This is a genomic window from Kitasatospora sp. UYEF31 (genome assembly GCF_057291755.1).
Genome location: NZ_JBXAWK010000041.1, coordinates 17,943 through 44,239, shown reverse-complemented (window position 1 = coordinate 44,239; position 26,297 = coordinate 17,943). Strand labels below are relative to the sequence as shown.

The 26,297-nt window shown below is 70.0% G+C and carries 19 protein-coding genes and 1 pseudogene; 7 read left to right on the top strand and 13 right to left on the bottom strand.

Going from position 1 to position 26,297, the window contains the following annotated elements:
* Nucleotides 1-75 precede the first annotated feature (75 nt).
* The 3 genes and pseudogenes from AC0Z36_RS20125 to hrpA form a co-directional block, all read left to right on the top strand.
* Nucleotides 76-690, top strand: coding sequence for an RNA polymerase sigma factor (locus AC0Z36_RS20125; protein WP_485464352.1), 615 nt, complete (start codon nucleotides 76-78; stop codon nucleotides 688-690).
* Nucleotides 687-1,727 (top strand): hypothetical protein, encoded by a 1,041-nt coding sequence (locus tag AC0Z36_RS20120; protein WP_485464351.1) that lies wholly within the window; start codon nucleotides 687-689, stop codon nucleotides 1,725-1,727. Before AC0Z36_RS20125 ends, AC0Z36_RS20120 begins: the two co-directional genes overlap by 4 nt.
* A gap of 108 nt (nucleotides 1,728-1,835) precedes the next feature.
* A pseudogene (hrpA, locus tag AC0Z36_RS20115) lies at nucleotides 1,836-4,532 on the top strand (ATP-dependent RNA helicase HrpA); the annotation flags it as partial.
* Nucleotides 4,533-4,956: 424 nt separating this feature from the next.
* Here the strand turns inward: hrpA and AC0Z36_RS20110 are convergent.
* Nucleotides 4,957-5,430, bottom strand: coding sequence for a hypothetical protein (locus tag AC0Z36_RS20110; RefSeq protein ID WP_485464350.1), 474 nt, complete (start codon nucleotides 5,428-5,430; stop codon nucleotides 4,957-4,959).
* A gap of 28 nt (nucleotides 5,431-5,458) precedes the next feature.
* Here AC0Z36_RS20110 and AC0Z36_RS20105 point away from each other — a divergent pair, with 28 nt between their 5' ends.
* Nucleotides 5,459-6,070 carry a hypothetical protein gene (locus AC0Z36_RS20105; RefSeq protein WP_485464349.1) on the top strand — a complete coding sequence of 204 codons (612 nt, stop codon included), beginning with the start codon at nucleotides 5,459-5,461 and terminating at the stop codon, nucleotides 6,068-6,070.
* Nucleotides 6,071-6,145: 75 nt separating this feature from the next.
* Here AC0Z36_RS20105 and AC0Z36_RS20100 read toward each other — a convergent pair whose 3' ends face one another.
* From AC0Z36_RS20100 to metK, 3 genes are all read right to left on the bottom strand, one after another.
* Nucleotides 6,146-8,356, bottom strand: a complete 2,211-nt coding sequence (locus AC0Z36_RS20100) for a primosomal protein N' (protein WP_485464348.1) — start codon at nucleotides 8,354-8,356, stop codon at nucleotides 6,146-6,148.
* Nucleotides 8,357-8,463: 107 nt separating this feature from the next.
* Nucleotides 8,464-8,964 (bottom strand): hypothetical protein, encoded by a 501-nt coding sequence (locus AC0Z36_RS20095; protein ID WP_485464347.1) that lies wholly within the window; start codon nucleotides 8,962-8,964, stop codon nucleotides 8,464-8,466.
* A gap of 172 nt (nucleotides 8,965-9,136) precedes the next feature.
* The gene (gene metK / locus AC0Z36_RS20090; protein ID WP_485464346.1) at nucleotides 9,137-10,330 is read right to left on the bottom strand and encodes a methionine adenosyltransferase; all 1,194 of its coding nucleotides are present in this window, start codon (nucleotides 10,328-10,330) and stop codon (nucleotides 9,137-9,139) included.
* 415 nt (nucleotides 10,331-10,745) lie between these two features.
* Between metK and AC0Z36_RS20085 the strand changes: the two genes are divergently transcribed.
* On the top strand, nucleotides 10,746-11,441 hold the full coding sequence (locus AC0Z36_RS20085; protein ID WP_485464345.1) for a hypothetical protein: 696 nt from the start codon (nucleotides 10,746-10,748) through the stop codon (nucleotides 11,439-11,441).
* Between the two features lie 20 nt (nucleotides 11,442-11,461).
* Here AC0Z36_RS20085 and coaBC read toward each other — a convergent pair whose 3' ends face one another.
* On the bottom strand, nucleotides 11,462-12,670 hold the full coding sequence (gene coaBC / locus AC0Z36_RS20080; RefSeq protein ID WP_485464344.1) for a bifunctional phosphopantothenoylcysteine decarboxylase/phosphopantothenate--cysteine ligase CoaBC: 1,209 nt from the start codon (nucleotides 12,668-12,670) through the stop codon (nucleotides 11,462-11,464).
* A gap of 355 nt (nucleotides 12,671-13,025) precedes the next feature.
* On the opposite strand from coaBC, the gene AC0Z36_RS20075 reads away from it, so the two are divergent.
* On the top strand, nucleotides 13,026-16,046 hold the full coding sequence (locus AC0Z36_RS20075) for an SCO7613 C-terminal domain-containing membrane protein (protein ID WP_485464343.1): 3,021 nt from the start codon (nucleotides 13,026-13,028) through the stop codon (nucleotides 16,044-16,046).
* 104 nt (nucleotides 16,047-16,150) lie between these two features.
* Here AC0Z36_RS20075 and rpoZ read toward each other — a convergent pair whose 3' ends face one another.
* The 3 genes from rpoZ to mihF form a co-directional block, all read right to left on the bottom strand.
* The gene (rpoZ, locus tag AC0Z36_RS20070; RefSeq protein ID WP_485464342.1) at nucleotides 16,151-16,417 is read right to left on the bottom strand and encodes a DNA-directed RNA polymerase subunit omega; all 267 of its coding nucleotides are present in this window, start codon (nucleotides 16,415-16,417) and stop codon (nucleotides 16,151-16,153) included.
* An 81-nt stretch (nucleotides 16,418-16,498) separates the two neighbouring features.
* Nucleotides 16,499-17,068 carry a guanylate kinase gene (gmk, locus tag AC0Z36_RS20065; RefSeq protein WP_485464341.1) on the bottom strand — a complete coding sequence of 190 codons (570 nt, stop codon included), beginning with the start codon at nucleotides 17,066-17,068 and terminating at the stop codon, nucleotides 16,499-16,501.
* A 91-nt stretch (nucleotides 17,069-17,159) separates the two neighbouring features.
* On the bottom strand, nucleotides 17,160-17,483 hold the full coding sequence (mihF, locus tag AC0Z36_RS20060) for an integration host factor, actinobacterial type (protein ID WP_485464340.1): 324 nt from the start codon (nucleotides 17,481-17,483) through the stop codon (nucleotides 17,160-17,162).
* Nucleotides 17,484-18,143: 660 nt separating this feature from the next.
* Here mihF and AC0Z36_RS20055 point away from each other — a divergent pair.
* A complete protein-coding gene (locus AC0Z36_RS20055; RefSeq protein WP_485464339.1) occupies nucleotides 18,144-18,806 on the top strand; it encodes a class F sortase in 663 nt (220 codons plus the stop codon).
* 82 nt (nucleotides 18,807-18,888) lie between these two features.
* Here the strand turns inward: AC0Z36_RS20055 and pyrF are convergent, their stop codons facing one another.
* The 5 genes from pyrF to AC0Z36_RS20030 form a co-directional block, all read right to left on the bottom strand.
* Entirely contained in the window at nucleotides 18,889-19,725 is an 837-nt protein-coding gene (gene pyrF / locus AC0Z36_RS20050) for an orotidine-5'-phosphate decarboxylase (RefSeq protein WP_485464338.1), read from the bottom strand.
* Between the two features lie 160 nt (nucleotides 19,726-19,885).
* Nucleotides 19,886-20,992, bottom strand: coding sequence for a quinone-dependent dihydroorotate dehydrogenase (locus AC0Z36_RS20045; protein ID WP_485464337.1), 1,107 nt, complete (start codon nucleotides 20,990-20,992; stop codon nucleotides 19,886-19,888).
* 252 nt (nucleotides 20,993-21,244) lie between these two features.
* Nucleotides 21,245-24,559 carry a carbamoyl-phosphate synthase large subunit gene (gene carB / locus AC0Z36_RS20040; protein WP_485464336.1) on the bottom strand — a complete coding sequence of 1,105 codons (3,315 nt, stop codon included), beginning with the start codon at nucleotides 24,557-24,559 and terminating at the stop codon, nucleotides 21,245-21,247.
* Nucleotides 24,552-25,724, bottom strand: coding sequence for a glutamine-hydrolyzing carbamoyl-phosphate synthase small subunit (carA, locus tag AC0Z36_RS20035; protein WP_485464335.1), 1,173 nt, complete (start codon nucleotides 25,722-25,724; stop codon nucleotides 24,552-24,554). The genes carB and carA overlap by 8 nt, the downstream gene beginning before the upstream one ends.
* Nucleotides 25,721-26,287: a PH-like domain-containing protein gene (locus tag AC0Z36_RS20030; RefSeq protein WP_485464334.1), complete on the bottom strand. Its 567-nt coding sequence runs from the start codon at nucleotides 26,285-26,287 to the stop codon at nucleotides 25,721-25,723. The genes carA and AC0Z36_RS20030 overlap by 4 nt, the downstream gene beginning before the upstream one ends.
* Nucleotides 26,288-26,297: the final 10 nt, after the last annotated feature.

Here is a 26,297-nt window from a genome sequence, read left to right as displayed (position 1 = left end):
TCCCGCCGCCTGACATCCTCCGGACCCATGGGGAACCTGGGGAACCTTCCGCCCGGCCGCGGACACAGGACAAGTGTGACCACCGAAGCAGACTGTGATCCCGACGCAGAATCAGACCACATCCTGTGGCGCAGAACCCGGGAAGGCGACCGCGAAGCCTTCGGCGCGCTCTTCGACCGGCACGCCAGAGCCGTCTACAACCACCTGTTCCGCCGTACGGCCTGCTGGGCCGACGCCGAGGACCTGACCTCCGCGGTCTTCCTGCTCGCCTGGCGCAAACGCGCCGAAGTCGTCCTGGACCGTGACAGCGCCCTGCCCTGGCTGCTCGGCGTCTCCAACCATGCGGTACAGAATCAGCGCCGCTCTCTCAAGCGCTACCAGGCCATGCGCGACAGCCTCCCCCAGCCGGCCGCCGTACCCGACCACGCAGACGAAGTCGCCGACCGCCTCGACGACGAACACTCCATGGCGATACTGCGCCGCTCGGTCGAACAGCTCCCGGCACACGAACGCGAAGTCATCGAACTGTGCGTCTGGTCAGGACTGGACCAACAGGCCGCCGCCACCGCCCTGGGCATAGCCGTCGGCACCGTCAAATCCCGCCTGCACCGCGCCAGACGCCGCCTGGGCGACCTCGTCCTGATCGTCGGCGACACCACAGCCCCCGTACTGGTCAAGGAGATGTCATGAGCGATTTCCCCAACCGCCCACCGGCCGACCGCGACCTGCCCGGCCAGGCGCAGCGCCGGACCGAACTGCTGCACCTGCTCGACCTCGACGACGGGGTCCTGGAACCCGCGATATCCGTACGGAAACGCTGGCTGATGCCCGTCGCGGCGGCAGCGGCCGTAGCCGCTGTGGTGGCGGGGATGGTCGTCGCACTGCCGTCCGACAAGGGCCAGGGTCACAGCGGACCGGCGGCCGTCACCGTGCCCAAACTGCCACCGACCAGGCCGGGGGTGATGGAACCGGTCCAGGCCGACGTCGCCCGGTTGATCTATGAGCAGTGCATCGCGCGCACACCCGCGTCCGAGTTGCCGGAAGAAGCACAGGCGTTCATCAAACACCGCACCCCCGCGCAGAACGCCGAGGACGAGGAATACAGCAAGGCCGTCGCCACCGCCCGGATCTCCATCGCCATGCACACCACCTCACAGGACGGCAAGGACAACGTGGTCGTCCTCGCCCGGTACACCGAGCCGGCCTCCACCGCCTTCGACCGAAATCCCACACCACCCCTGCCTGCGTTCCTGGCCTGCACCGTCGACACCACGACCGGCAAAGGAACCCGGAGCCTCCGCGACAACGCACCGTCCCGACCCGGCGGCGACTATCTGACCGGCCAGGTCGACATCGACAAAGCGACCGCCTGGTCGACCCCCGCCCACGGCTCGATGATCGCCGACGTCACCGGACGCCTCACCGCACAGGTCACCCGCGTGACCCTGGACTACGGCACCGGGGAACACGACGCCCTCATCAACGACCGCCTGTGGTACTTCGGCGGCAACGTCACCGCGGTCGGCACCAACTACCTCAAGCCCCACGTCCGCGGCTACGACCGGACCGGGAAGGTCGTGTGGGACAGCACCACCGACTCCCCGCCGCGGGACCGCTGCTGGATCAGCCCGACCGGATACCAGCTCGCCTCCGCCGGCACCGACCAGAACGGACAGCTCCTTCCCGTGGCGATCTCCGAATGCCTGCGCACCATCCCCTGGTCGTGAAACCCCCAACGGCACGTTGACCTCGGGGTGCTGGTGGTCGAACCGGCACCCCGCGGTCTCCAGACACATCCGTGGCCCACGCCCGCATATCCTGACCAGGACATGAACCTCACCTTCCCCGCCGCCCTCCCCGTCTCCGCCCGCAAAGACGAGATCGCCGCCGCGATCCGCGACCACCAGGTCGTCATCGTCGCCGGGCAGACCGGCTCGGGGAAGACCACCCAGCTCCCCAAGATCTGCCTCGAACTCGGCAGGGGAGCCAAGGGCCGCCTCATCGGCCACACCCAGCCCCGCCGCATCGCCGCCCGCGCCGTCGCCGAACGCATCGCCGACGAACTCGGCACCCCCCTCGGCGAGGTCATCGGCTACCAGGTCCGCTTTGAGGAGCACAGCAAGCGGAGCACCCGCGTCAAGGTCATGACCGACGGCATCCTCCTCGCCGAGATCAGCCGCGACCGCCTGCTCAAGCGCTACGACACCCTCATCATCGACGAGGCCCACGAACGCACCCTCAACATCGACTTCCTGCTCGGCTACCTCAAACAGCTGCTGCCCCGGCGCCCCGACCTCAAAGTCGTCATCACCTCGGCCACCATCGACACCCGGCGCTTCTCCCGGCACTTCGCCGACGCCCCCGTCATCGAAGTGTCCGGACGCACCTACCCCGTCGAAATCCGCTACCGCCCACTGGACGGACGCGACCAAGAGCACGCGATCCGTACGGCCGTCCGCGAACTCAGCACCGAACCCCCCGGCGACATCCTCGTGTTCTGCTCCGGGGAACGCGAGATCCGCGACGCCGCCGACGCGCTACGCGGCGAAGACGTGGAAGTCCTGCCGCTGTACGCCCGCCTCACCGCCGACGAACAACGCCACATCTTCACCCCGTCGGGCAACAACCGCCGCATCATCATCGCCACCAACATCGCCGAGACGTCCCTGACCGTCCCCGGCGTCAAGTACGTCATCGACACCGGCACCGCCCGCACCTCCCGCTACCGCAACCACGTCCAGCACCTGCCGATCGAACCGGTCTCCCAAGCCTCGGCCAACCAACGCGCCGGGCGCAGCGGACGCACCTCCCCCGGCATCTGCGTCCGCCTGTACGGCCAGGACGACTTCGGCCAACGCCCCCCGTACACCGAACCTGAAATCCTGCGCACCTCCCTGGCCTCCGTCATCCTCCAGATGACCGCCCTCGGGCTCGGCGACCTCACCGCCTTCCCCTTCCTCGACCCGCCCGACCCCGCGCACGTCAAGGAAGGCGTCGACCTCCTCCACGAACTGGACGCCCTCGACGGGGAACGCCTCACCGCCGTAGGCCGCCAACTCGCCAAGCTGCCGCTCGACCCCCGGCACGGCCGCATCATCATCGAAGCCGACCGGAACCACTGCACCGACGACGCGATCGTCATCGCCGCCGCCCTGTCCATCCAGGACCCCCGCGAACGACCGTCCGCCGTACGGGAAGAGGCCGACCGCGCCCACTCCCGCCACACCCACCCCGACTCCGACTTCCTCACCCTCCTCAACCTCTGGGACCACCTCGCCGACCGCACCTCCGGTGAACTCCGACGCGTCTGCCGTACGGAATTCCTCAACCACCCGCGCGTACGCGAATGGCAGGACATCGTCGCCCGCCTCCGCCGCACCGCAGAAGACACCGGACTGCGCCTGGGCCACCCGCCCGGCGGCTACCAGGACATCCACCTCGCCCTCCTGTCGGGGCTGCGCTCCCACGTCGGAGTATTCGACGCCCAGAAACGGGAGTACGTGGGAATCCGCCGCACCCGCTTCGCCCCCCACCCCGGCTCAACCCTGTTCGCCGACCCGCCCACCTGGGCCATGGCCGCCGAACTCGTCGAAACCTCAAAGCTGTTCGGCCGCACCCTCGCCCGCATCGACCCGGACTGGCTCACAGACTCCCTCGTCGAACAGATCGAGCACGCCGCCACCGACACCGCCACACCCCCGCCCTCCTGGGACTTCGGCACCATCCCGCGCGCCGTCACCGACCGGGGCACCCACCGCTACCCCGCACTGACCGACCTCGGCGGGCGCGTCGCCGTACTCCCCTACGACACCACCACCGAGCAGAAACAGGCCATGCGCACCGGCACCCGCCGCCTGCTCCAGCTCACCGTCGAGTCACCCGTACCCGCCCTGATCGCCAAACTGCCGCAGCCCGCCCGCGACACACTGGCCGAGAACCCCTACGGAAGCCTCTCCGCACTCCTCAAGGCCTGCGCCGCCACAACGATCGACCACCTCGTAGCCGACACCGGCGGCCCCGCCTGGGACAAACCCGCCTTCACCCGCCTGCAAACCCGCGTCCAGGCCGTCCTGCCCCGCCTGTTCGAAGACACCGTCATCAAAACCGAACGCATCCTCGCCTCCGCACAACGCATCCGACAACGCCTGGACCTCATCGCCAGCCCGCTGACCCGTGAGGAGATCACCCGGCAGCTCGGCGCACTCGTCTACAACGGCTTCCTCACCGACACCACCTGGCTACGCCTCCCCGATGTGCTGCGGTACCTCAAAGCCGTCGAGCAACGCCTGGACGACCTCGCTGCGGATCCGGAGTTCGACCGCAACAACACCGCCCGGGTCGCCTATGTCGAGAACGCCTACCGCAGGCTTCTTGACGAACTGTCACCCGACGAGCCGGTCACCGACGACGTACGGGAAGTCCACTGGCTCATCGAGGAGTTCCGCACCGGCGTATTCGCCCCCGCACTGGCGGGCCCGACGCGGGTGACGAGTGCTCAGATCCTGGAAGCCGTCGAGGACTTGGAGCCCTGACGGCCCCGACTCGGTGATCACCGGCCTCCCATGACCCTTCAGATGGCCAACGGAGGTTACGGGTAGTCAGATCTCTTACACGAACGGTGGAAAACGGACATCAAAGACGAGAAGCATCCAAGGCGAACAATTGGAATTATGTGATGTTCGTCACAGTTGCCCTTTCGCTTCGCCGAAACCCTTTAGAGAATTGGCAAACAAAGTCACCACGAGATAGCAAAGAAAGTCAATAACTCCCTGGTGGAACTACCCCACCAGGCTGTACTGATTCCGTTCGCCAGGATGCGTGCCGGAGTTCTCCTTGATCTCAGCTGGTCGAAGCACTTCCAGAGACAAACAGGAGGCCCTGCCGTGCCGAGCTCTGCCGTCAGCGGCGCCATCAGCACAACCTTGCTCTCGTCGAAAAGCGTCCGCTGCCGTGCCGTCAAAAGAAATCCAGCCACCCGGCCGGACCCCTGGCAACCTCCGCCCCCATGCCGGATATTCCTGGAACCTGACGGCCACTCCGGCACCACACCACCGGGCACCGCACCGGCACCCGGCACCACTCCACGACGACCACACCCTCTGGGAACACATCCGCACCGGTGACCGGGACGCCTTCGCCGCCGTCTTCGACCGCCATGCCGGAGCCGTCTAAGGCCACCTTCTGCGCCGCACCACCGGCCAACAGGACGCCGAAGGCCTGACCTCCGCAGTCTTCCTCACCACCTTCTCCGAGCCGGACAAGTCGACCCGCGCGGCGCTGGTCCCAGCGCTGACGGCCGCCGCGGTCCTCAATGCCGGGACCCTCGGCTTCATCGCCGTCCACAGCACTGGAGACCACCACCCCCCACATCCCCCGGCGGGCTCCGTCGGCGGCCAGGACCCGTCCGAGGGCGTTGCCAAATAGGGACACGCCCACGGGTGATCCCGCCCCGTGGAAAGTGGCTGCCACCGCGAGCACTGGCCGCAGCCCCGCTGACAGCTCCGGAGGAGATAAGGCCAGTGGCACGACCGACGGAGCGCCCTTCCTAGGCGGGACGACCGGCGGGAACGCCAGCACCTCGGGCACCACAGGCAACTCGATCCCCTGGGGACCGCCGGCAGACTCCGTTTACGGCGACAGCAACAGCGGTGCCAACAGCGACTACACCCGACCCCGGGAAGTCGGCGAACCCGACAGCGCGTTCAAGCCCTACTTCACCGCCTGGGAGCCCGACGGAAACGGATCAGTAAACCCGTACGTCATCGCAAAGAGCACCAGCCCGGGCCTGATCGCCTGTCACGGGGCAAACACACCGCCGAACTTCCCGGTCCCCACCACCCCGGACGGCTGGCCGAACGAAGCCGCGGACAGTCACACGAGCTTCGTCACCGGGCCCGGCCAGCGGTCACTTGTCGGCCCGCAGACCGACATCACCTTCTGGGGCCGGGCCGCCGACACCGCCGCGCGGGTCGAACTGTCGCTGCCCGACGGACAGCCTCTCGCCCACTTCCCCGTCGCCGCTCCCCGCCCAGCCCAGGACACCTGCAAAACCGCCACCCTCTGGCGCTGACCCCCGCCCCCGACGCGCCTCGACGCGAACCAACCAGCGCAGACAAGCCAACCAACCGACGAACCCAGCATCCCCTCACCCGATGTCCGGCGGATCCACCCTGATCCGCACCGGATCCACCGTCTTCCGCGCCAACTGCACCGCCAGCGCGTGCTTCAGCGCCGCCGCCAGCGCCGCCCCGTTCCCCGGCGTCACCCGCAACAGCACCCGCTCCCGGACCACCGCCACCACAGCCTCATCCGGCATCGCGGCCTTCTCCCACAGTGGAACGTCCGCCGCCCGAACCGCGATCAACGCCCGCGCCGCCTCGGATCTCCGCCGCCGTACGGGAGCCGCCGCACGCGGCGGTCCACCCCACTCCCGCACCGGAACCGGACCCAGCACATCCGTGCCCTCCGGCAGCCGCGCCACCGACAGGAAGTCCGCCACCGAAGCCGGAACCCCCGTCACCGAAGCCATCCGCGACACCGGCGGCAACCCGAGCTCGCCGCGCTCCACGAGCTCCGCCCGCGCGAACCCGGCCGGGTCCCACCGCACCAGCGCCTGCACGGGGCGCAGCGCCGGATCGGCGACCACAACCACCGATCCACTGGGCCGCACGAGCGACGCCGCGTCCAGCCAGCGGCGCAGGGCATCCTCACCGGCCCGCAGATCAGGACGGTTCAGCAGCGCCCAGCCGTCCAGCAGCAACGCCGCCGCGTAGCCACCGGCCGCGACCGGCTCAGCCCCCGGGGTCGAAATGATCAAAGCCGGAAGATCGGGTACGGAGGACAGCACCGCATCCTTCCCGGACGTCCGGACGGGCACCTGCGGGAACGCCCGGCCCAGTTCCTCGGCCGTCCGGCGGGCCCCCACGACACTCGCCCGGAGCCGGTCCCCGCCGCACACCGGGCAGTGCCACGCCGTCGCGTGCCGGGCACACCAGCCGCACACCAAGGAGCCCTGACCGTCCGTCATCTCCAGCGGACCGTGGCAGAAGGCGCACATCGCCGGTTCCCGGCACCGGTTGCACGAGGCCCGCGGGATGTAACCCCGGCGCGGCACCTGCACCAGTACGGGGCCGTGCTCCAGCGCCTTGCGCGCGACGTCCCAGGCGAGCGTGGGCAGCCTGGCGACCTGCGCCGCCCCGTCCCTGGCGATGTCCATGTCACCGATCGTGCGCACCAGCGGCGCAGCGGCCCGTACGGTCGAACGGTCCGCGAACAGCGGTTCGGCCCAGCCGGTCCCGACCAACTGCGCCGCCTCGACGGTGACGGACCTCCCGCCGACCAGGAACGCGGCCTTCTCCCGTACGGCCCGCATTTCCAGGATTTCCCGCACGTGCGGGTATGGCGCGTGGCGCTCCTCGTGGCTGCTGTCGCCGTCGTCCCACACGATCGCCAGACCCAGGTCGGCGACGGGTGCGAACACCGCGGCCCGGGTCCCCACGACGGCTTTCACCGTGCCGCGGCGGACGGACAGCCAGCGCCGGTAGCGCTCCTCGGGGCCGAGGCCCGCCGTCAGCGCCACGTGCTGGTACTTGCCGAGCAGTGTTTCCAGCGCGGCGTCGACCGCACCGACGTCCTTGCCGTCGGGGACGACCGCCAGCGCGCCGCGCCCCGCCGCGAGCGCGGTGGCCATCGCGACCGCGATCTCGTGTGCCCAGGACGGCCCGGGCAGCGCGACCCACACCGCCCGGGGGGCCTCCCCCTCGAACACCTTGTCCAAATAAACAGGCGCTGTCGGGTATCGCGTCCACGAGCCGAAGTCCGGCTTCGCCGGCACCGGCTCTGGTTCGCCCACCGCCTCCGCCTCGGCCCGCGCGTGACGTGGCGGCAGCGCGAGCTGGACGACATCGGCGAGAGTCCCGGCGTACCGGTCGGCGACGGCCCGGGCGAGAGCCAGGAGACCGGGAGCGAGCACGGGTTCAGGCGACAGCACCCGTTCGATCCTGGCCAGCGGACCTTTGTAGTCGCTGTCCGCGAGCCGTTCGACGATGATTCCGTCGATTAGTCCGCCGCCCTGGCGCCGGCCGTTGCTGACACCCGCGCCGAAGCGCACGCGGACCCGCACTCCCGGCTGGGCGTCGGCGTCCATGGTCTCCGGCACCGCGTAGTCGTACAGCCGGTCGAGGTGGGAAAGGCCTTTGTCAACCACGATTCTGGCCACCGGCAGTTCCGCCGCCAGCGGCTTCGGCCCCTTGGGCCTGGTCTTCCTGACCGCCTTGCGGGCCGCTTCACGGACGAGTTCGAGCTGGCCGTCGTTAAAGTCCCCGGCTGCCCGCTGCTCGTCCCCTGTCTCGCCCACAGGGGAATCCTGGCACGTCAGGGGGACAACCCACGCCAAGCGGACTGCCTTGGGCCCTTATGGCGGGTGTGTCTTCTGGTTGGTCGAAGGAGAATGCAATAGGCCCGTTATGCAAACTGACCTCCCAGATCCCCTGACAGCGTCCGGCCCTCCCCAGTACGCGCGGCCTGGCGCAGCGCGTCCCGGCAGGCCTTGATCGCCGGGTGCCCGCCACTGCCCTTCCGTACGGCCGTGAACAGTCGCCGCGACTGCCCCGGCAGCGTCCGCAGCGCGACGGTCGGCTGCCGCCCCCGCCAGAGCAGATCCGGCAGGAACGCCGCCGCGTGCCCGCGCTCCACGAGTGCCAGGTGCACCAGCAGGTGGGGATGCCACTCGTGGAGCCGGGGCAGCATCCCGGGCACGAGCGCGAGCGCCACCGTCTGGAACGCGGCGGTACGCAGCGTCCCCGCGATGCCCGCGAGCGACACCGCGATGTCGGCTTCAGCCTGCCCGAGGCGTTCGAGGACGACTTCGGTGTGCGCGAAGAGGATCTCCGCCTGCGGGGTCAGCCGGACGCGGCGCGCGACTGGACCTGCCCGCCGGTCGGCGACCGTGTGCCGGCATTCCACGCCGCACTGCCGGACTACGCGCCTACCCCCCTGGTGGAAATCCCGGAACTGGATGGTGACGGCCGCGGCGACGGCCGGGTCCGCGGTGACACGGCTGGTCCGGTGAGCGTACGGATGACAAAAGCGTCGGGGACCACTCGACAGTGGTCCCCGACGCTTTTGGTCAGCTGGTTCAGATGCCTGCGGCGGCCTTCAGCGCGTCCACCCGGTCGGTGCGCTCCCAGGCGAAGTCGGGGAGCTCACGGCCGAAGTGCCCGTACGCGGCGGTGGCCGCGTAGATGGGACGCTTCAGGTCGAGGTCGCGGATGATCGCGGCCGGACGCAGGTCGAAGACCGTGGTGACGGCGTCCTGGATCCGGTCGACCGGGACGACCTCAGTGCCGAAGGTCTCGACGAACAGACCCACCGGCTCGGCCTTGCCGATCGCATACGCGACCTGGACCTCACAGCGGGTCGCGAGGCCCGCGGCGACGATGTTCTTGGCGACCCAGCGCATGGCGTACGCGGCGGAGCGGTCGACCTTGGACGGGTCCTTGCCGGAGAAGGCACCGCCGCCGTGGCGGGCCATGCCGCCGTACGTGTCGATGATGATCTTGCGGCCGGTGAGGCCGGCGTCGCCCATCGGGCCGCCGATCTCGAAGCGCCCGGTCGGGTTGACCAGCAGACGGTAGTCCGACGTGTCGATGGACAGGCCCTCGAGCACCGGCTCGACGACGTACTCGCGCACATCGGGGGCCAGGAGGGAGTCCAAGTCGATGTCCGCGGCGTGCTGCGTGGAGACCACGACCGTGTCGATGCGGACCGGCTTGTCGCCGTCGTACTCGATGGTGACCTGGGTCTTGCCGTCAGGGCGCAGGTACGGGATGGTCCCGTTCTTGCGCACCTCGGTCAGGCGCTTGGCCAGGCGGTGCGCCAGCATGATCGGCAGCGGCATGAGCTCGGGGGTGTCGTCGCACGCGTAACCGAACATCAGGCCCTGGTCGCCCGCGCCCTGGCGGTCGAGCTCGTCCTTGTCGCCCTCGACACGCGCCTCGTAGGCGTCGTCGACGCCCTGGGCGATGTCCGGGGACTGGGCACCGATGGAGATCGACACACCGCAGGAGGCGCCGTCGAAGCCCTTTTTCGAGCTGTCGTAACCGATCTCCAGGACGCACTCGCGCACGATCGTGGGGATGTCGGCGTAGCCCTTGGTGGTGACCTCGCCGGCCACGTGCACCTGACCAGTGGTGATCATCGTCTCGACGGCGACCCGGCTGCTCGGGTCCTCCTTGAGGAGGGCGTCGAGGATCGAATCGCTGATCTGGTCGGCGATCTTGTCCGGGTGACCTTCGGTCACGGACTCGGAGGTGAACAGACGGCGGGACACTTCGCTCCCTGGGGTTGCAGCGGCTGCTGGCTCTGACCTTGTCGCTTCGCGGACCGACGCCCTGAACGGTCGCCTGCCCCACTTCGCGGCCGGACTCCGTCCGGTGTTTTCGTGCGGTGCTGTTCCGTCGCCTGGCGGCTGCTCCCCCGCAGGTGGGGGGCGGAACTGGCCCGAGTGTAGCCCCTTGGGCCCACTCTCCGTCACGCCCTGTGCGACCTGATACATCACATCTCCGCGGTCGGAGCCGGTGCCCGGTGGGGCTGTCGTGCCACTCCACCTGCGCGGTTCCGGACCCGCACCTGCGGCGGATCCGGGGCACACCGGCCCCTCACCGGCTGCTCACAGGATCCTGACAACCGTTGCCTAGCCTCGCGTTTCCCGTGCGCCCCGCCGGAGTCCCACGATTGGAAACACCATGACCCCGCCCTACCGGACCCGTACCGCCTTCGCCGTCATCGCCCTGGCCGGGCTGCTGCCCCTGGCCGCGTGCGGTGGCGGCGACGACAAGGGCGACACCGAGGAGAACGCCGCCGGCCAGACCGGCGGCGGGAAGGTCGCCACGTTGGAGAGCACACCCCCGAAGGCCGCCGCAGCCGGCGGTCAGCCGGGTTCCGCTGAACAAAGCCCCACGTCAAAGACCCAGGGCCCGGCCGCGAAGGACCCGGGCGGCGAGCGCGGCGTCCGGCACCGCCTGGACGAATCCGAGGAGGACCGGCTGCGGCTCATCGGCGACTGGGACGCGTGCCTGATCGCGAACGGAGCGCCTGAGAGCGTGGGCGGACCCAGCGTCGGCGGCGCCCCCAAGTACAAGCAGGCCGGCGAACCGATCCCCAAGGCCGCCCGGGAGGCCTGTCTGGACAAGCGCCTGCTGCCGTCGCCGGAGGAGGACTTCAAGCTCAACGCCCACTACGCGGACGACCGGCGGAACTGGTTGACCTGCATCAACAAGCGCGGCGCGGCCATCAATCTGAAGATGGTGCCCGTCGGTTCACCCGGCTCCGACGACGAGGGCATGAACTACGTGGACGGCATGGCCGGCACCGACCCGGCGAAGGCCGACAAGATCGTCAACGACTGCCGGATCGAGGCGTTCAGCAAGAAGAAGGGCTGAGGCCGGGGCGGTCGGGAGCTTCAGACCAGCCGGGCGGCCACCAGGTCCCACACAGTGTCGGCCAGGTCCTCCTTGGGTCCGTGCGGTACGGCGGTCTCCGTGCCGTCGGCCCCGAGGACGACCGCCTCGTTGACGTCCGTGCCGAAGGTCAGCGACTCCCCCACCTGGTTGACGACCAGCAGGTCACAGCCCTTGCGCTGGAGTTTCGCCCGGCCGTTGGCGAGCACGTCGTCGGTCTCCGCGGCGAAACCCACGACGACCTGACCGGGGCTCAGCCGATCCTGGGAGATCCCGGCGAGCACGTCCGGGTTCTTCACCAGGACGATCGGGTCGGGCTCCGCGCCGGTCTTCTTGATCTTGCCTGCGGCGTATCCGGCGGGCCGGAAGTCCGCGACGGCGGCGGCCATGACGACACAGTCGGCGCTCTTCGCGGCGTCGAGGACGGCCTCGCGGAGTTGCAGAGCGGTGCCGACGGTGACGATGTCCGCTCCGGCGATGTCGGGCAGGCTCACATTCGCTGAAACGAGTGTCACCCTTGCTCCCCGCGCTACGGCCGTCCGGGCTAGTGCGTAGCCCTGTTTACCCGACGAGCGGTTCCCGAGGAAGCGCACCGGGTCCAGCGGCTCGCGGGTTCCGCCCGCGGAGATGACGACGTGCCGGCCGGCGAGGTCAGGCTCCCGCACCCCGCGGACCAACGCGCGGCGGGCGACCGCGAAGATCTCCTCCGGGTCCGGGAGGCGGCCCTTGCCGGTGTCCTTGCCGGTGAGCCGCCCGGACGCGGGTTCGAGCACGATCGCGCCGCGGCGGCGCAGCGTGGCGACGTTCTCGACGGTGGCCGGGTGCTCCCACATCTCCGTGTGCATGGCCGGGGCGAACACCACGGGGCAGCGGGCGGTGAGCAGCGTGTTGGTGAGCAGGTCGTCGGCGAGCCCGTGCGCGGCCTTGGCCATCAGGTCGGCGGTGGCCGGGGCGATGACAAGCAGGTCTGCGTGCTGCCCGATGCGGACGTGGGGGACCTCGTGGACGTCCTCCCAGACTCCGGTGTGCACGGGCTGCCCGGACAGCGCGGACCAGGTGGCGGCGCCGACGAAGTTCAGCGCGCTGGCGGTGGGGACGACCCGAACGTCGTGCCCGGACTCGGTGAAGCGGCGCAGGAGTTCACAGGCCTTGTAAGCGGCGATGCCACCGCCGACGCCGAGGACGACCTTGGGCCTAGGGGCAGTGCTCACGTGGGTACTCCGTACGGGGTCCGGGGCTGGTGTGACTCCGGTGAGCGTAACGCCGCAGGTGACGGAGCAGCGGTTCAGCCCCGCGCGGCGCCCTGCCGGTCCGGCCGGAAACAGCTTCCGGAAGCGTTTCGTTCTGAGTATCCGTACGGATACATACGCCACCGTATCCCGGCATCCTCGGGACAATCCGGCCAGCGGGACTATCGGGCCGGACTCGTGCTTGAGGTATGGGGGATGAATGTCGGTCGACACAAGCGTGCTCGCCGATCCACGGCGGTGCCCTGACTGCGGGCGACAGTTGCCGGCGTTTCGCGGGGCGGCCTGCCCGGCGTGCCGGTTGCCGTTGACCGGGCCGGTGGCCGATGAGCTGTGGCGGGTGGGCTCGCAGGCCGCGGCGCTGCTGGAGCGTCGGGAGACGCTGTTGCGGGTGCTGCGGGCGACGGTGCTTCCGTCCGCACCGACGACCGCAGCCCCGCTCCCGGCCAGTCTGGCGGCTGGGTTTCCGGGTGGTGGTGAGTTCGAGCGGCTCAGGCCTGTTAGTAGTACGGGTACGCAGCCCCGTCAAGCGACCGCCCCCGCCGGGCCGGCCGCCGAAGTGGGCGGGCGCCGGGCGGCGGTCTTCGTCCTCGGGGCAGGGGTGCTGCTGCTCGCCGTGGCCGCAGTGATCTTCACCGCGGTGACCTGGCAGCGCACCGGGACCGGTGGCAGGTCCGCCGTACTCGCCCTGCTCCTGGTCCTCACCGTGGCCGGTGCCGCACTGGCCGAACGGCGGAAGCTGCCACTCACCGCCGAGGCGCTGGGCGCGCTGGCGGTCCTGATGAGCCTGCTCGACGCGTACGCCGCGTGGGCGGCCGACCTCGGCGGCCTGGGCAGCGCGAACGAGCTTGCGTACGCCGCCGGTTCGCTCACCCTGCTGGGCGCGGCCACCTGGCTGGGCTCGTACGCACTGCCCCTGCGGACCCTGCGGATCGCGTCCACACTGCTGCTCCAAGGCCCCCTGCCACTGCTGGCCGCCCGTGCCGGGAGCGACTCTCTCCTTCCGCTGACCGCCGCACTGGCATTGCAGTCCCTCCTGGACGTCTCGCTCCTCGCCTGGTTCCGGCGACGCGGAGCAACCGGCCCACGCGACCAAGCCGACGACCGAACGGGGGCGCGAGGAACGAGCGAACCCGGCAGGGCGTGGCTTCGCGGAGCAATCGGCACAGACGCGGTCAGCCGGCTGACGGTCCTGGCCTCCTTCGCCTACTGGCTCACCGGTTTTGTCCTGGCCGTGCCGGAGACCGGATCGTGGGGGTCCTGTGCCGTCTTCGTCGCGCTGACCGTGGTGGCCGCTGTCGCCGCCCGGCTGCTGCACACGGTGGCCGCCCTCCGGTACACCGCTTCCGGAGCGGCGACCGTCGCGATGCTGGCGTCGTCGGGCGCACTGGTCGCAGCTGTTGCCGACGGCTCGGACAGCGGGCCGTCGATCGCCGTCTGGGCCGCTGTGGCCGCCGCCGCGCTGGCCGCCTCGGGGCTGACTGCGTTGTACGCACTGCCCCGCGGCTTCCGGCCCGGTCCCGCCGCGGTCTTCGCGCTCCTGCTCGGCGCTCCGGCGGCCACCGCCGCCACCGCGACACTGACGTCGGTGTTCGGCCCGCTGCGCTGGGTCGGCGACGCGTGGACCGGCTCGCTCAGCGAGGGGTCCCGGCGGCTGGTCACGCAGGACTGGGGCTTCACCTGGGCACCCCTCCTGCTCGTCCCCGCTGCCCTGCTCGGGGTGGCGTTGCTGACGGATCTTTACCTGAGCCGGATGATCCGGCCCGCGCAGCCGTCCCTCCACGCGGCGGCCTTCCAGCAGGCAGCCCCCTCCTCCGGTCCGCCGCGGCCACCGGTGCCCGGCACCGGCCTCGGGCGCTCCGGCACAGCCGTCTTCACCGCACTCGGGGCCTGGGCGACGCTGGCGGTGGTGCCACCCTCGTTCGGCCTGCCGACGGCCGTGGGGCTCGGCTGGCAGATGGTCCTCGCGGTGGTCTGCGCGGGATTCGCCGTACGCATCACCTCCCCCGCCGTACCGGTGCTGTGGGTGGCGGCCGGAGCCAGTGCGGTGAGCGCTGCCGCCGGTTCGCTGGTGTCCGAAGGCCCGTCGGTGACGGTGTGGGGTCTGCTGACCGTGCTGGCCGCCACGGCGGCTGTACTCTCCCCGACACGCCGGGCTCCAAGCGCTGAGGGTGCCGCCCCGGCGGCACCACGCTGGGTCCGCCCGGCGGCTTCGGTGGTCGCTCTCGGCTTCGCCGCGGTGGAGACGGTGCTGGTGACCGCGTGGACCGGCGGAGCCGCGCAGACCACTGCTGTGGCAACCGCCGTCCTGGCTGGCTGCACTGCACTGGCCGCACTGGCTTTCAACCGGTTGGACAGGACCACCGCCGATGCGCTGACCGTCGCGTCCGCCGTGCTGTGGACGGGCAGTCTGCTGTCTTTCGCGCGGGATGCGGGAGCGACCACTCCAGTCCTCGCCGCCGCGCTGCCCGCCGCCGTCTACGGGGCCCTGCGCGGTGCGGAGTCGCGGCGGTCCGTCTGGGCGGCGGCGGCCGTACTCCTGCCCGGGGTCCTGCCGGGACCGGTCGTGGTGCAGTCCGGTGCGGAGTCTGTGTCCCCCGCCTTGTGGACCGCGGTGGCCGGAGCGGTGCTCCTGACTCTTCTGGCGCGTCTGCCGGTGAAGGTCCTGCCCCGGCCCTGGCCCGCGCTGGCAGCAGCGGCCGCCGTGACGGCGGCGGGCACCGCCGCGCTCACCACCACTCCGCACCTGCTGTGGATCGCCCTGCTGGTGGCGGCGGTGGGCATCGGGTCGGTAGCGGTGCCGCCCGTACGCGCTGAACTGACCGGTGCCCGGCTGCCCGCCGCAGTGACCGGCGTGGTGCTGCTGCTCGCCGCGTCCTGGGTGCGGCTCGGACTGTGGGACGTCACCGCGCCGGAGCCGTACACCCTGCCCGCCGGTCTGCTGCTGCTCGCCGTGGGGCTGCGGCGCCACCGGCGGGTGCCCGACGCGCTGTCCTGGCCGACGTACGGGCCCGCGCTGGCCGTGTGCCTGCTGCCGTCGTTGCCCGGGGCGCTGGGCGACGACGCCGTCCGTACGGGGCTGCTCGCCGCGGCGGCCGTCCTGGTCCTGGTGACCGGTGCCCACCGCAGGCTCCAGGCACCGCTGCTGATCGGCGGCGGGGTCCTGGCGGTGCTCGCGGTAGTCCAGCTGGCCCCGCACATTACGGCCCTGTACGCGGCGGTGCCGCGCTGGTCGGTCCTGGCCGGGGCCGGGGTGCTGCTGATCGCGGCGGGGGCCCGCTTCGAGCGGCGGCTGCGCGACCTGAAGCGGCTGGGGAGGGCGGTACGGGGGCTGCGCTGACACCACCGCACACGCTGGCAGCCACCGCACACGAAAACGCCGGAGCCCGTCCGAATGATGTTCGGACGGGCTCCGGCGTTTTACGTACGGTGCTGCGGAGCGGATCAGCTCTCGATCGGCTCGGCGGTCAGCATGCCACTGTTGATCTCGCGCAGCGCGATCGACAGGGGCTTCTCGTGCACGTGGGTGTCGACGAGCGGACCGACGTACTCCAGCAGACCCTCGCCCAGCTGCGAGTAGTAAGCATTGATCTGCCGCGCGCGCTTGGCCGCGTAGATGACCAGGCTGTACTTCGAGTCGTCAGTGTTCGTGAGCAACTCGTCGATCGGCGGGTTGATGATGCCTTCGGGCGCGGTGGAGGAGACGGACAAGTCGGGGCCTTCCCTACAACGACTCCCGGACCGCCGGTCGCACATGTGTGTGCTGCCGCGGTCGGAAATCGGATCGTGATATCAGGAAACGTTCATCAAGGCTAGCAGTTCACGCGAGACGTCCTCGACTGACGTGTTCACCAGCGTCACGTCGAACTCGGATTCGGCCGCCAGCTCGACCTTTGCCGCTTCGAGGCGGCGCTCGATGACCTCGGGCGATTCGGTGCCACGGCCCACGAGACGGCGGACCAGTTCGTCCCACGACGGCGGGGCCAGGAAGACCAGCCGCGCTTCGGACATGGACTCGCGGACCTGACGGGCGCCCTGCAGGTCGATCTCGAGCAGGAGCGACGTGCCGGCGTCCAGGTGGTCGAGGACAGCCTGACGCGGGGTGCCGTAGCGGTTCCCGGCGAACTCCGCCCATTCGAGCAGTTCGTCGGAGGCGATGAGCTTGTCGAACTGCTCATCGTCGACGAAGTGGTACTGGACCCCGTCGACCTCGCCCGGACGGGGCTTGCGTGTGGTCGCGGAGACCGAAAGCCACACCTCCGGGTGCTGGCTGCGGAGATGGGCGACCACAGTGCTCTTGCCGACCCCGGAGGGGCCGGAGAGCACGGTGAGCCGTCGTCGATTGTTCGTGGAGCCGTGCATGCTGCAAATCCTACCGCCGCGCACGGCAGCCGCCTCGGGGGCGTCCGGGTGTCGGGCACCGTTCACGTGCCCGACACCCGGACGCGACCCGTCAGGACGCGGACGCGCCGAACTCGCGCTCGAGCGACGCGATCTGGTTGGTCCCGAGCCCGCGCACACGCCGCGTCTCGGAGATGTTGAGTTTCTCCATCAGCTGCTTGGCACGAACCTTGCCGACGCCGGGCAGGGACTCCAGCAGAGCGGAGACCTTCATCTTGCCGACGACGTCGTTCTCCTGCCCCTCCTTGATCACCGCGCTGAGCGTGGTGCCGGAGTGCTTGAGTCGGTTCTTCACCTCAGCGCGCTCCCGTCGAGCGGCAGCGGCCTTCTCGAGCGCTTGTGCGCGCTGTTCGGGGGTCAGGGGCGGAAGAGCCACGCCGTGTCACCTCGGACTTCGTACTTCGTACTTCGGATACGGACGGTGTTCTGCACTGGGCCCCGACACTGGTCCGGAACCGAGCCGGTGTGGAACCTAGCTGGTCAAGCCGTTCACAGCAACGTGAAACGTCTCGACCGGGTGAGCACATCCGGGAGCCTAGCGCCAAGGCGGTCCCATGTGGGGGGATATGCGGAAGGAACAACCGGAAAACCTCAAGGCCCGGCCGTACGCCACCCTTCGCCAGGCCGTCCCGGATACTCTCGCGGACCACCCGTCACGGTCCGCTACAAAGCATCGCGGCCCCATCGCGGCACTCACCCCCACACACAGCCGCTGACCAGCCAACGCCCTTGACCCACCCGCATAGTGACGCTGCGTCAGAATTCGTCACGCACTCGGATCAAGCCGCCCGCCAGGCGGTCGCCGCCGACCCGCCGCGCCGGGCCGGGAAGCCGCCCAGGACACCTGCGGGGACCTCAGGAAAAACGTGCGGTTTCCGAGTGTCGGACTCACCTGAATCGCCGACACCCCACCGGCAGGTCGGGGGTCCGCACCAGGCCGACTACCCGGACGGCACAGCCCAGCAATCCCCTGGACTCAGTGATTTCTGACATAAGCTGCCGTTTTGTCATGACTATTCGAGAACGGGAAACGGCCGTGGCCCCTGACGGAGACGGGCAGTCCCCCCGGCCGCGACCCGGGCGGGCCACCCGGGCGGTCGTGGTGCTGGCCGTGCTGGCAGGCTCCGCGGGGACCGTACTCATCGGTCTGGGGATTCAGGACAGCGGCGGTGGCGCGAAAGTCACCGCGAAGTACGCCACGACGGCACCGCCCGCCCCGCTCCCGGAGGAAAAGGCGACCGCGGCGCTGGCCTCCTCCGTGCCCACCGGGGTGACGATCCCCTCACTGGGGATCAAAGCGCCGGTGATGGATCTGGGTCTGGACTCCACCGGGGAACTGGAAGTGCCGCCGGACGGGAAGCCGGAGTTCACAGGCTGGTACACCGGCGGCCCCACGCCCGGTGCGGTGGGGCCCGCGGTGATCGTGGGTCACCTGGACAGCCGTACGGGTCCGGCGGTGTTCTACCGGCTCCCGCAGGTCAAGCCCGGCGCGGAGGTCCTGGTGCCGCGCACGGACGGCAGCACGGCGGTGTTCAGGGTCCGCTCGGTCGAAGTGGTGCCCAAGAGCAGCTTCCCCACCGAGAAGGTCTACGGGGACACCGACCGCGCCGAACTGCGCCTGATCACCTGCGGCGGAGAACTCTCCGGCGGCCACTGGGACGGGAATGTGATCGTCTACGCCGACCTGGTGACGCGCTGACCTCGGCGGCGAAGACCAACAGGCCGATTGCGTACGGGTGACCCCGTACGCAATCGGCCTGTTGGTCTTCGCCGGGAAACCGTCAGGACACGGCCGCGCGGCACTCCTCGGCGACGCGGGCGGCCACCTCGCGCAGCGCGGTCACACCGGGGCCGTGCTTGAGGACGTCGCGGCTCACGCTCGGCACCACGTTGCGCGCGGCCCTGCCGAACACCATCGGGATGTCGGCGGGGGTCGCGCCCTGGGCGCCGATGCCGGGGGCGAGGAGGGGGCCGTTCATGGCGGCGAGGTCGTACGGGACCTCCCCCAGCGTCGCGCCGACCACCGCGCCGACGGACCCCATGGGAGCCTCGGTGCCGTTCTCCGCGCCGATGTGGCGCAGCATCAGTTCGGCGATGGTCCCGCTGCCGTCGGCGGCCTGGGCGCGCTGGACCTCGGCGCCCTCCGGGTTGGACGTCAGGGCGAGGACGAAGACTCCGGCACCGTGCAGGGCCGCCAGGTCGAGGACGGGGCGCAGTGAGCCGAAGCCGAGGTACGGGCTGACGGTGACCGCGTCTGAGGCCAGGGGGCCGGCCGGATCGACGTAGGCGGCGGCGTACCCGGCCATGGTCGAGCCGATGTCGCCGCGTTTGGCGTCCATGATCACGAGTGCGCCCGCTTCGCGGGACAGTGCGGTGGCCTTCTCCAGGACCGCGATGCCGCGTGAGCCGAAGCGTTCGAAGAACGCGGACTGCGGCTTGAGGACGGCGACGCGGTCGGCGAGGGCTTCGACGACGGTGTAGGTGAAGCGTTCGAGCCCGGCGATGTCGTCGTCCAGGCCCCAGGCTTTGAGCAGGGCGGCGTGCGGGTCGATGCCGACGCACAGCGGGCCACGGGTGTCCATGGCGGCGCGCAGGCGGGTGCCGAAGGGCTGCACCATCTCAGACTCTCAATCTCAAGGGGAGGGTTCGTTCCCGCTCGTCCACGCCGGTCACGCCCTGGCCGGCGGCGTCGGTCCTGCCCGGACTGCTGTGGACAGGTCTTCGTTCACAGCGTCTGGAGCATGACCGACGTGTTCGGAAAGCAGTTCAGGAATCAGTTCAGACCGACTTGATGAACTCTTCCAGGGTCCGGTGGCCGGAGCGGCTGAGCCTCCCGGACAGGCCGCGGTGGATGTCGCGGCACCACGTCGGGCCTTCGTAGATGAAGCCCGAGTAGCCCTGGACGAGTGTGGCTCCGGCTTCAAGTTTCTCCCACACGTCGTCGGCCGTCTCGACGCCGCCGACGCCGACGAGGACCAGGTCTGTCCCCACACGCTTGCGGAGCCGCTTGAGGACCTCCAGGGAGCGTTCCTTGAGTGGTGCGCCGGACAGTCCGCCGTTGCCGCAGAAGTCAATGTACTTCTGACCGGTCTTCAAGCCTTCGCGGCTGATGGTGGTGTTGGTGGCGATGATGCCGTCGAGCCCGAGTTCGAGGGCCAGGTCGGCGACGGCGTCGATGTCCGCGTCGGCGAGGTCGGGTGCGATCTTGACCAGGAGGGGGACGCGCCGGGAGGTGACCGTACGGTCGGCTTCCGTGCGGACGGCGGCCAGCAGGGGCCGCAGGACCTCGACGGCCTGGAGGTTGCGCAGGCCGGGGGTGTTGGGCGAGGAGACGTTGACGACGAGGTAGTCGGCGAAGCGGGCCAGCTTCTTCGTCGAGGCCACGTAGTCGGCGACGGCGTCGGCTTCGGCGACGACCTTGGTCTTGCCGATGTTGACGCCGACGATCGTGGGCCGGGTGGGGCGGCGCGGGCCGCGGGCGCGCAGGCGGTCGGCGACGGCGTCGGCGCCGTCGTTGTTGAAGCCCATCCGGTTGACGACCGCCCGGTCCTCGACCAGGCGGAACAGTCGCTGCCTGGGGTTGCCGGACTGGGCCTGGGCGGTGACCGTGCCGATCTCGACGAAGTCGAAGCCCAGGGCGCCGAGCGCGTCGATGCCGACGGCGTTCTTGTCGAAGCCGGCGGCGAGGCCGAACGGTCCCGGGAAGTCGATGCCGAGGGCCTGGACGCGCAGGTTGGGGTCGCGTCCGGCGAAGGTCCTGCGCAGGGCCTTGAGGCCGCCGGGGGTGCTCGCGGCGGCGCGGATGGCGTTGAAGCCCAGGTGGTGGGCCTGCTCGGGGTCGACGCGGGTGGCGAGGTGCTTGAAGAGGGCGGGGTAGAGCTTCATGCGTGCGGGCCTTTCAGCGGACGCACCCAAGGGCGGCCGTCCGGTCGGCGGAAACGACGGCCACTCCTGGGATGCGACTGAGCGAAGCGAAGGAGCGCGTCCGGCGGACGCGGCTTGAACCGGCGACGCGCGGGCGCCGACCGGCGACTGAGCGAAGCGAAGGCGACTGGAGGAAGACGCCCGCGCTTGGAGCCGGCACCAGAACTGAGCGAAGCGACGTCGACGGACCTGGGAGCCCCCGCTTGGAGCCCGCTAGAGAGAGCGGGACGCGTTCAGCTGCCCGGCGTACTCCTGGAGCGACCTGACCCCGATGTTCCCGGCGATCAGGGACTCGATGCCCTGCACCGCCGCGGCGAAGCCGGCCACCGTGGTGATCGACGGGACGCCGCGGGTGACGGCGGCCGTGCGGATCTCGTAGCCGTCGAGACGGCCGCCCGTACCGAACGGGGTGTTGGCGATGAAGTCGATCCCGCCGTCGTGGATCAGCTGGACGATCGTCTTCTCACCGCCCGGGCCCGGGCCCTCGCTGTGCTTGCGGACGATCGTCGCGGCGACGCCGTTGCGGCGCAGCACCTCGGCGGTGCCGTCGGTCGCGAGGATCTCGAAGCCGAGCTCGGCCAGCGCCTTGACCGGGAAGATCATTGAGCGCTTGTCGCGGTTCGCGAAGGAGACGAACGCCTTGCCCTTGGTCGGGAGTGCGCCGTACGCCCCGGCCTGGGACTTCGCGTAGGCCGTGCCGAAGACCGCGTCGATGCCCATGACCTCGCCGGTGGAGCGCATCTCCGGGGAGAGGACGGTGTCCACGCCGCGGCCCTGGACGTCGCGGAAGCGGTTCCAGGGGAGGACCGCCTCCTTGACCGCGATGGGGCTGTCCAGCGGCAGGGTGCCGCCGTCGCCCTCGCGGGGCAGCATGCCTTCGGCGCGCAGCTCGGCGATGGTGGTGCCGAGGGAGACGCGGGCCGCGGCCTTGGCGAGCGGGACCGCGGTCGCCTTGGAGACGAACGGGACCGTGCGTGAGGCGCGCGGGTTGGCTTCCAGGACGTACAGGATGTCCGCGGACAGGGCGAACTGGATGTTGATGAGTCCGCGGACGCCGACGCCTTCGGCGATGCCGAGGGTGGCCGCCCGGAGCCGCTTGATGTCGTGGCTGCCCAGGGTGATCGGCGGCAGGGCGCAGGCCGAGTCGCCGGAGTGGATGCCGGCCTCCTCGATGTGCTCCATGACGCCGCCGAGGTAGAGGTCGGTGCCGTCGTACAGCGCGTCGACGTCGATCTCGATGGCGTCGTCGAGGAACCGGTCGATGAGGACCGGGTGTTCGTTGATGAGTCCGGCGTTCTGGGTCAGGTACGCGGCGAGGGACTCCTCGTCGTACACGATCTCCATGCCGCGTCCGCCCAGGACGTAGGACGGGCGGGCCAGGACCGGGTAGCCGATCTCGTCGGCGATGGCCTTGGCCTCGCTGAAGGAGAAGGCGGTGCCGTGTTTGGGGGCGACGAGTCCGGCCTCGGCCATGACACGGCCGAAGGCGCCGCGCTCCTCGGCGAGGTGGATGGCCTCGGGGGACGTTCCGGCGATGGGCACGCCGGCGTCCTTGAGCGCCTGGGCCAGGCCGAGCGGGGTCTGGCCGCCGAGCTGGACGAGGACGCCCGCGACGGGGCCCGCCTGCGTCTCGGCGTGCACGACCTCAAGGACGTCTTCGAGCGTCAGGGGCTCGAAGTACAGGCGGTCGGCGGTGTCGTAGTCCGTCGAGACCGTCTCCGGGTTGCAGTTGACCATCACGGTCTCGTACCCGGCGTCGTGCAGCGCGAAGGCCGCGTGGACGCAGGAGTAGTCGAACTCGATGCCCTGGCCGATGCGGTTCGGTCCGGAGCCGAGGATGATCACCGCGGGCTTGGTGCGCGGCGCGACCTCGGTCTCCTCGTCGTACGACGAGTAGTGGTACGGGGTCTTGGCGGCGAACTCGGCGGCGCAGGTGTCGACCGTCTTGTACACCGGGCGGATGCCGAGCGCGTGGCGCACACCCCGGACGACGTCCTCACGGACGCCGCGGATCTGCGCGATCTGGAGGTCGGAGAAGCCGTAGCGCTTGGCGTGCTTCAGGATCTCGGGCGTGACGTGCTCGGACGCCTTGATGTCCTGGGCCACCTCGTGGATCAGCATCATCTGGTCGATGAACCACGGGTCGATCGAAGTGGACTCGAAGACCTCTTCGAGGGTCGCGCCGGCGCGGATCGCGTCCATGACGGTGTTGATGCGGCCGTCGGTGGGGCGCTCGGCGGTTTCGAGCAGCTCGGTCTTGTCGCCGGTCGGGGAGGCGAAGTCGAACTGCGACCCCTTCTTCTCCAGGGACCGCAGGGCCTTGTTCAGCGCCTCGGGGAAGTTGCGGCCGATCGCCATGGCCTCACCCACCGACTTCATGGTGGTGGTGAGGGTGGAGTCGGCGCCGGGGAACTTCTCGAAGGCGAAGCGCGGGACCTTGACGACCACGTAGTCGAGCGCGGGCTCGAACGAGGCCGGGGTGACCTTGGTGATGTCGTTGGGGATCTCGTCCAGCGTGTAGCCGATGGCGAGCCGGGCGGCGATCTTGGCGATCGGGAAGCCGGTGGCCTTGGAGGCCAGGGCGCTCGACCGGGAGACCCGCGGGTTCATCTCGATGACGATGATGCGGCCGTCGTCGGGGTTGATCGCGAACTGGATGTTGCAGCCGCCGGTGTCGACGCCGACCTCGCGGATGACCGCGATGGCGATGTCGCGCAGGCGCTGGTACTCGCGGTCGGTCAGCGTCATCGCCGGGGCGACGGTGATCGAGTCGCCGGTGTGCACACCCATCGGGTCGAAGTTCTCGATGGAGCAGACGACCACGACGTTGTCGTGCTTGTCGCGCATGAGCTCCAGTTCGTACTCCTTCCAGCCGAGGATGGACTCCTCCAGGAGCACCTCGGTGGTCGGCGACAAGGTCAGGCCCGTGCCGGCGATGCGGCGCAGCTCCTCCTCGTCGTGCGCGAAGCCGGAACCGGCGCCGCCCATGGTGAAGGAGGGCCGGACGACGACGGGGTAGCCGTTGCCGAGCGTCTCCACGCCCTTGATGACGTCGTCCATCGTGTGGCAGATCACCGAGCGCGCGGACTCGCCGTGGCCGATCTTCTCCTTGACGGCCGCGACCACGCCCTTGAACAGCTCGCGGTCCTCGCCCTTTTGGATCGACTCGACGTTGGCGCCGATGAGCTCGACGTTGTACTTCGCCAGGACACCGTTCTCGTGCAGGGAGACCGCGATGTTGAGCGCGGTCTGCCCGCCGAGGGTCGGGAGCAGCGCGTCAGGGCGCTCCCGTTCGATGATCTTCTCGACGAACTCGGGGGTGATCGGCTCGACGTACGTGGCGTCGGCGATCTCCGGGTCGGTCATGATCGTGGCCGGGTTGGAGTTGACCAGGATCACCCGCAGGCCTTCGGCCTTGAGGATGCGGCACGCCTGGGTGCCGGAGTAGTCGAACTCCGCGGCCTGGCCGATGACGATCGGGCCTGAGCCGACGACCAGGACGGACTTGAGGTCGTTGCGCTTAGGCATTCTTCGTCGTCTCCATCAGCGGGGTCTTTTCCATGAGCTCGACGAAACGGTCGAACAGGTAGGCGGCGTCGTGCGGTCCGGCGGCGGCCTCGGGGTGGTACTGGACGCTGAACGCCGGGGTGTCGAGGCAGTTGAGGCCTTCGACGACGTTGTCGTTGAGGCACACGTGGGAGACCTCGGCGCGGCCGTACGGGGTGTCGCTGACCTTGTCGAGCGGCGCGTCGACGGCGAAACCGTGGTTGTGCGCGGTGATCTCGACCTTGCCGGTGGAGCGGTCCTGCACCGGCTGGTTGATGCCGCGGTGGCCGTACTTCAGCTTGTAGGTGCCGAAGCCGAGTGCGCGGCCCAGGATCTGGTTGCCGAAGCAGATGCCGAAGAACGGGGTCTTCTTCGCGAGGACGGCCTTGACGACGGTGAGGTCGACGGTGGCCGGGTCGCCGGGGCCGTTGGAGAGGAAGACGCCGTCGGGGTTGACCGCGTAGACGTCCTCGACCGTGGCGGTGGCGGGCAGGACGTGCACCTCGATGCCGCGTTCGGCCATCCGGTGCGGGGTCATGCCCTTGATGCCGAGGTCGATGGCGGCGACGGTGAAGCGCTTCGTACCGACGGCGGGGACGACGTAGGCCCGGGTGGTGGACACCTCGGCGGACAGGTCCGCGCCCGTCATCCTGGGGGACTCCTGCACGCGGGCGAGCAGTGCGGCGTCGTCGGCGCCGTTGAGTGCGTCGCCGGAGAAGACTCCGCAGCGCATCGCGCCACGCTCACGCAGGTGGCGGGTCAGCGCGCGGGTGTCGATGCCGGAGATGCCGACGACGTCGTACTTGACCAGTTCGTCGTCGAGGGAACGCTGCGAGCGCCAGTTGGAGGCACGGCGCGCGGGGTCGCGGACGACGTAGCCGGCGACCCAGATGCGGGACGATTCGGGGTCTTCGTCGTTGACGCCGGTGTTGCCGACGTGCGGGGACGTCATGACGACGACCTGGCGGTGGTACGAGGGGTCGGTCAGCGTCTCCTGGTAGCCGGACATGCCGGTGGAGAACACCGCCTCACCGAAGGTCTCGCCGACGGCGCCGTACGCCTGGCCGCGGAAGGTGCGTCCGTCTTCGAGGACGAGCACTGCGGGCTGGAGGGCGGGACGTCCGGCGGACGTGGTGGGGCCGGTCACTTGGTGGACCCTTCCTGGTGGTTCTTGTTTGCCGCGAGGCGGTTGATCTCTTCGATCCACGCGTCGTGTTCGGCCTGCTGGAGGCTGCGGAAGCCGGAGTCGACGGCCGTGTCGCCGAGCGTCCAGGTGATGACGAGCAGGCCGCCTTCGGGCAGGACCTTCCCGGCGATCTTCTGGTCGGCGCGGGCGCCGGTGAGCGCGGCGCGCGGGATGAAGAAGTCCCGCGCTCCGGTGCGCCGGACGGCGAGGCCGTCCTCGCAGAGCGTCAGGTCCGCGGCGCTGCGGGTCCCGAGGCCGTGGGCGATGACGCGGTCCAGCCACTGCCCGGCGGTGGTCGAGCCGTGGTAGCGGCCCTCCAGCGTCAGGAGCTCCGTACCGGAGTCGTCGGGCACTTCTTCAGGCGCGGTGAGGTCTGCCTGCCGGAGTCCGCGCTTCTTCCAGGCGCGCCACATCAGCGTGTAGACGACCAGGACGAAGGCGATCAGGACGCCGACCCAGAGCAGACGCGCGCCCCAGTCGGTGACCTCGGCGGACTTCTTCCCGGCCTCAGCGAGGAGGGTCATGGTTTCAGCA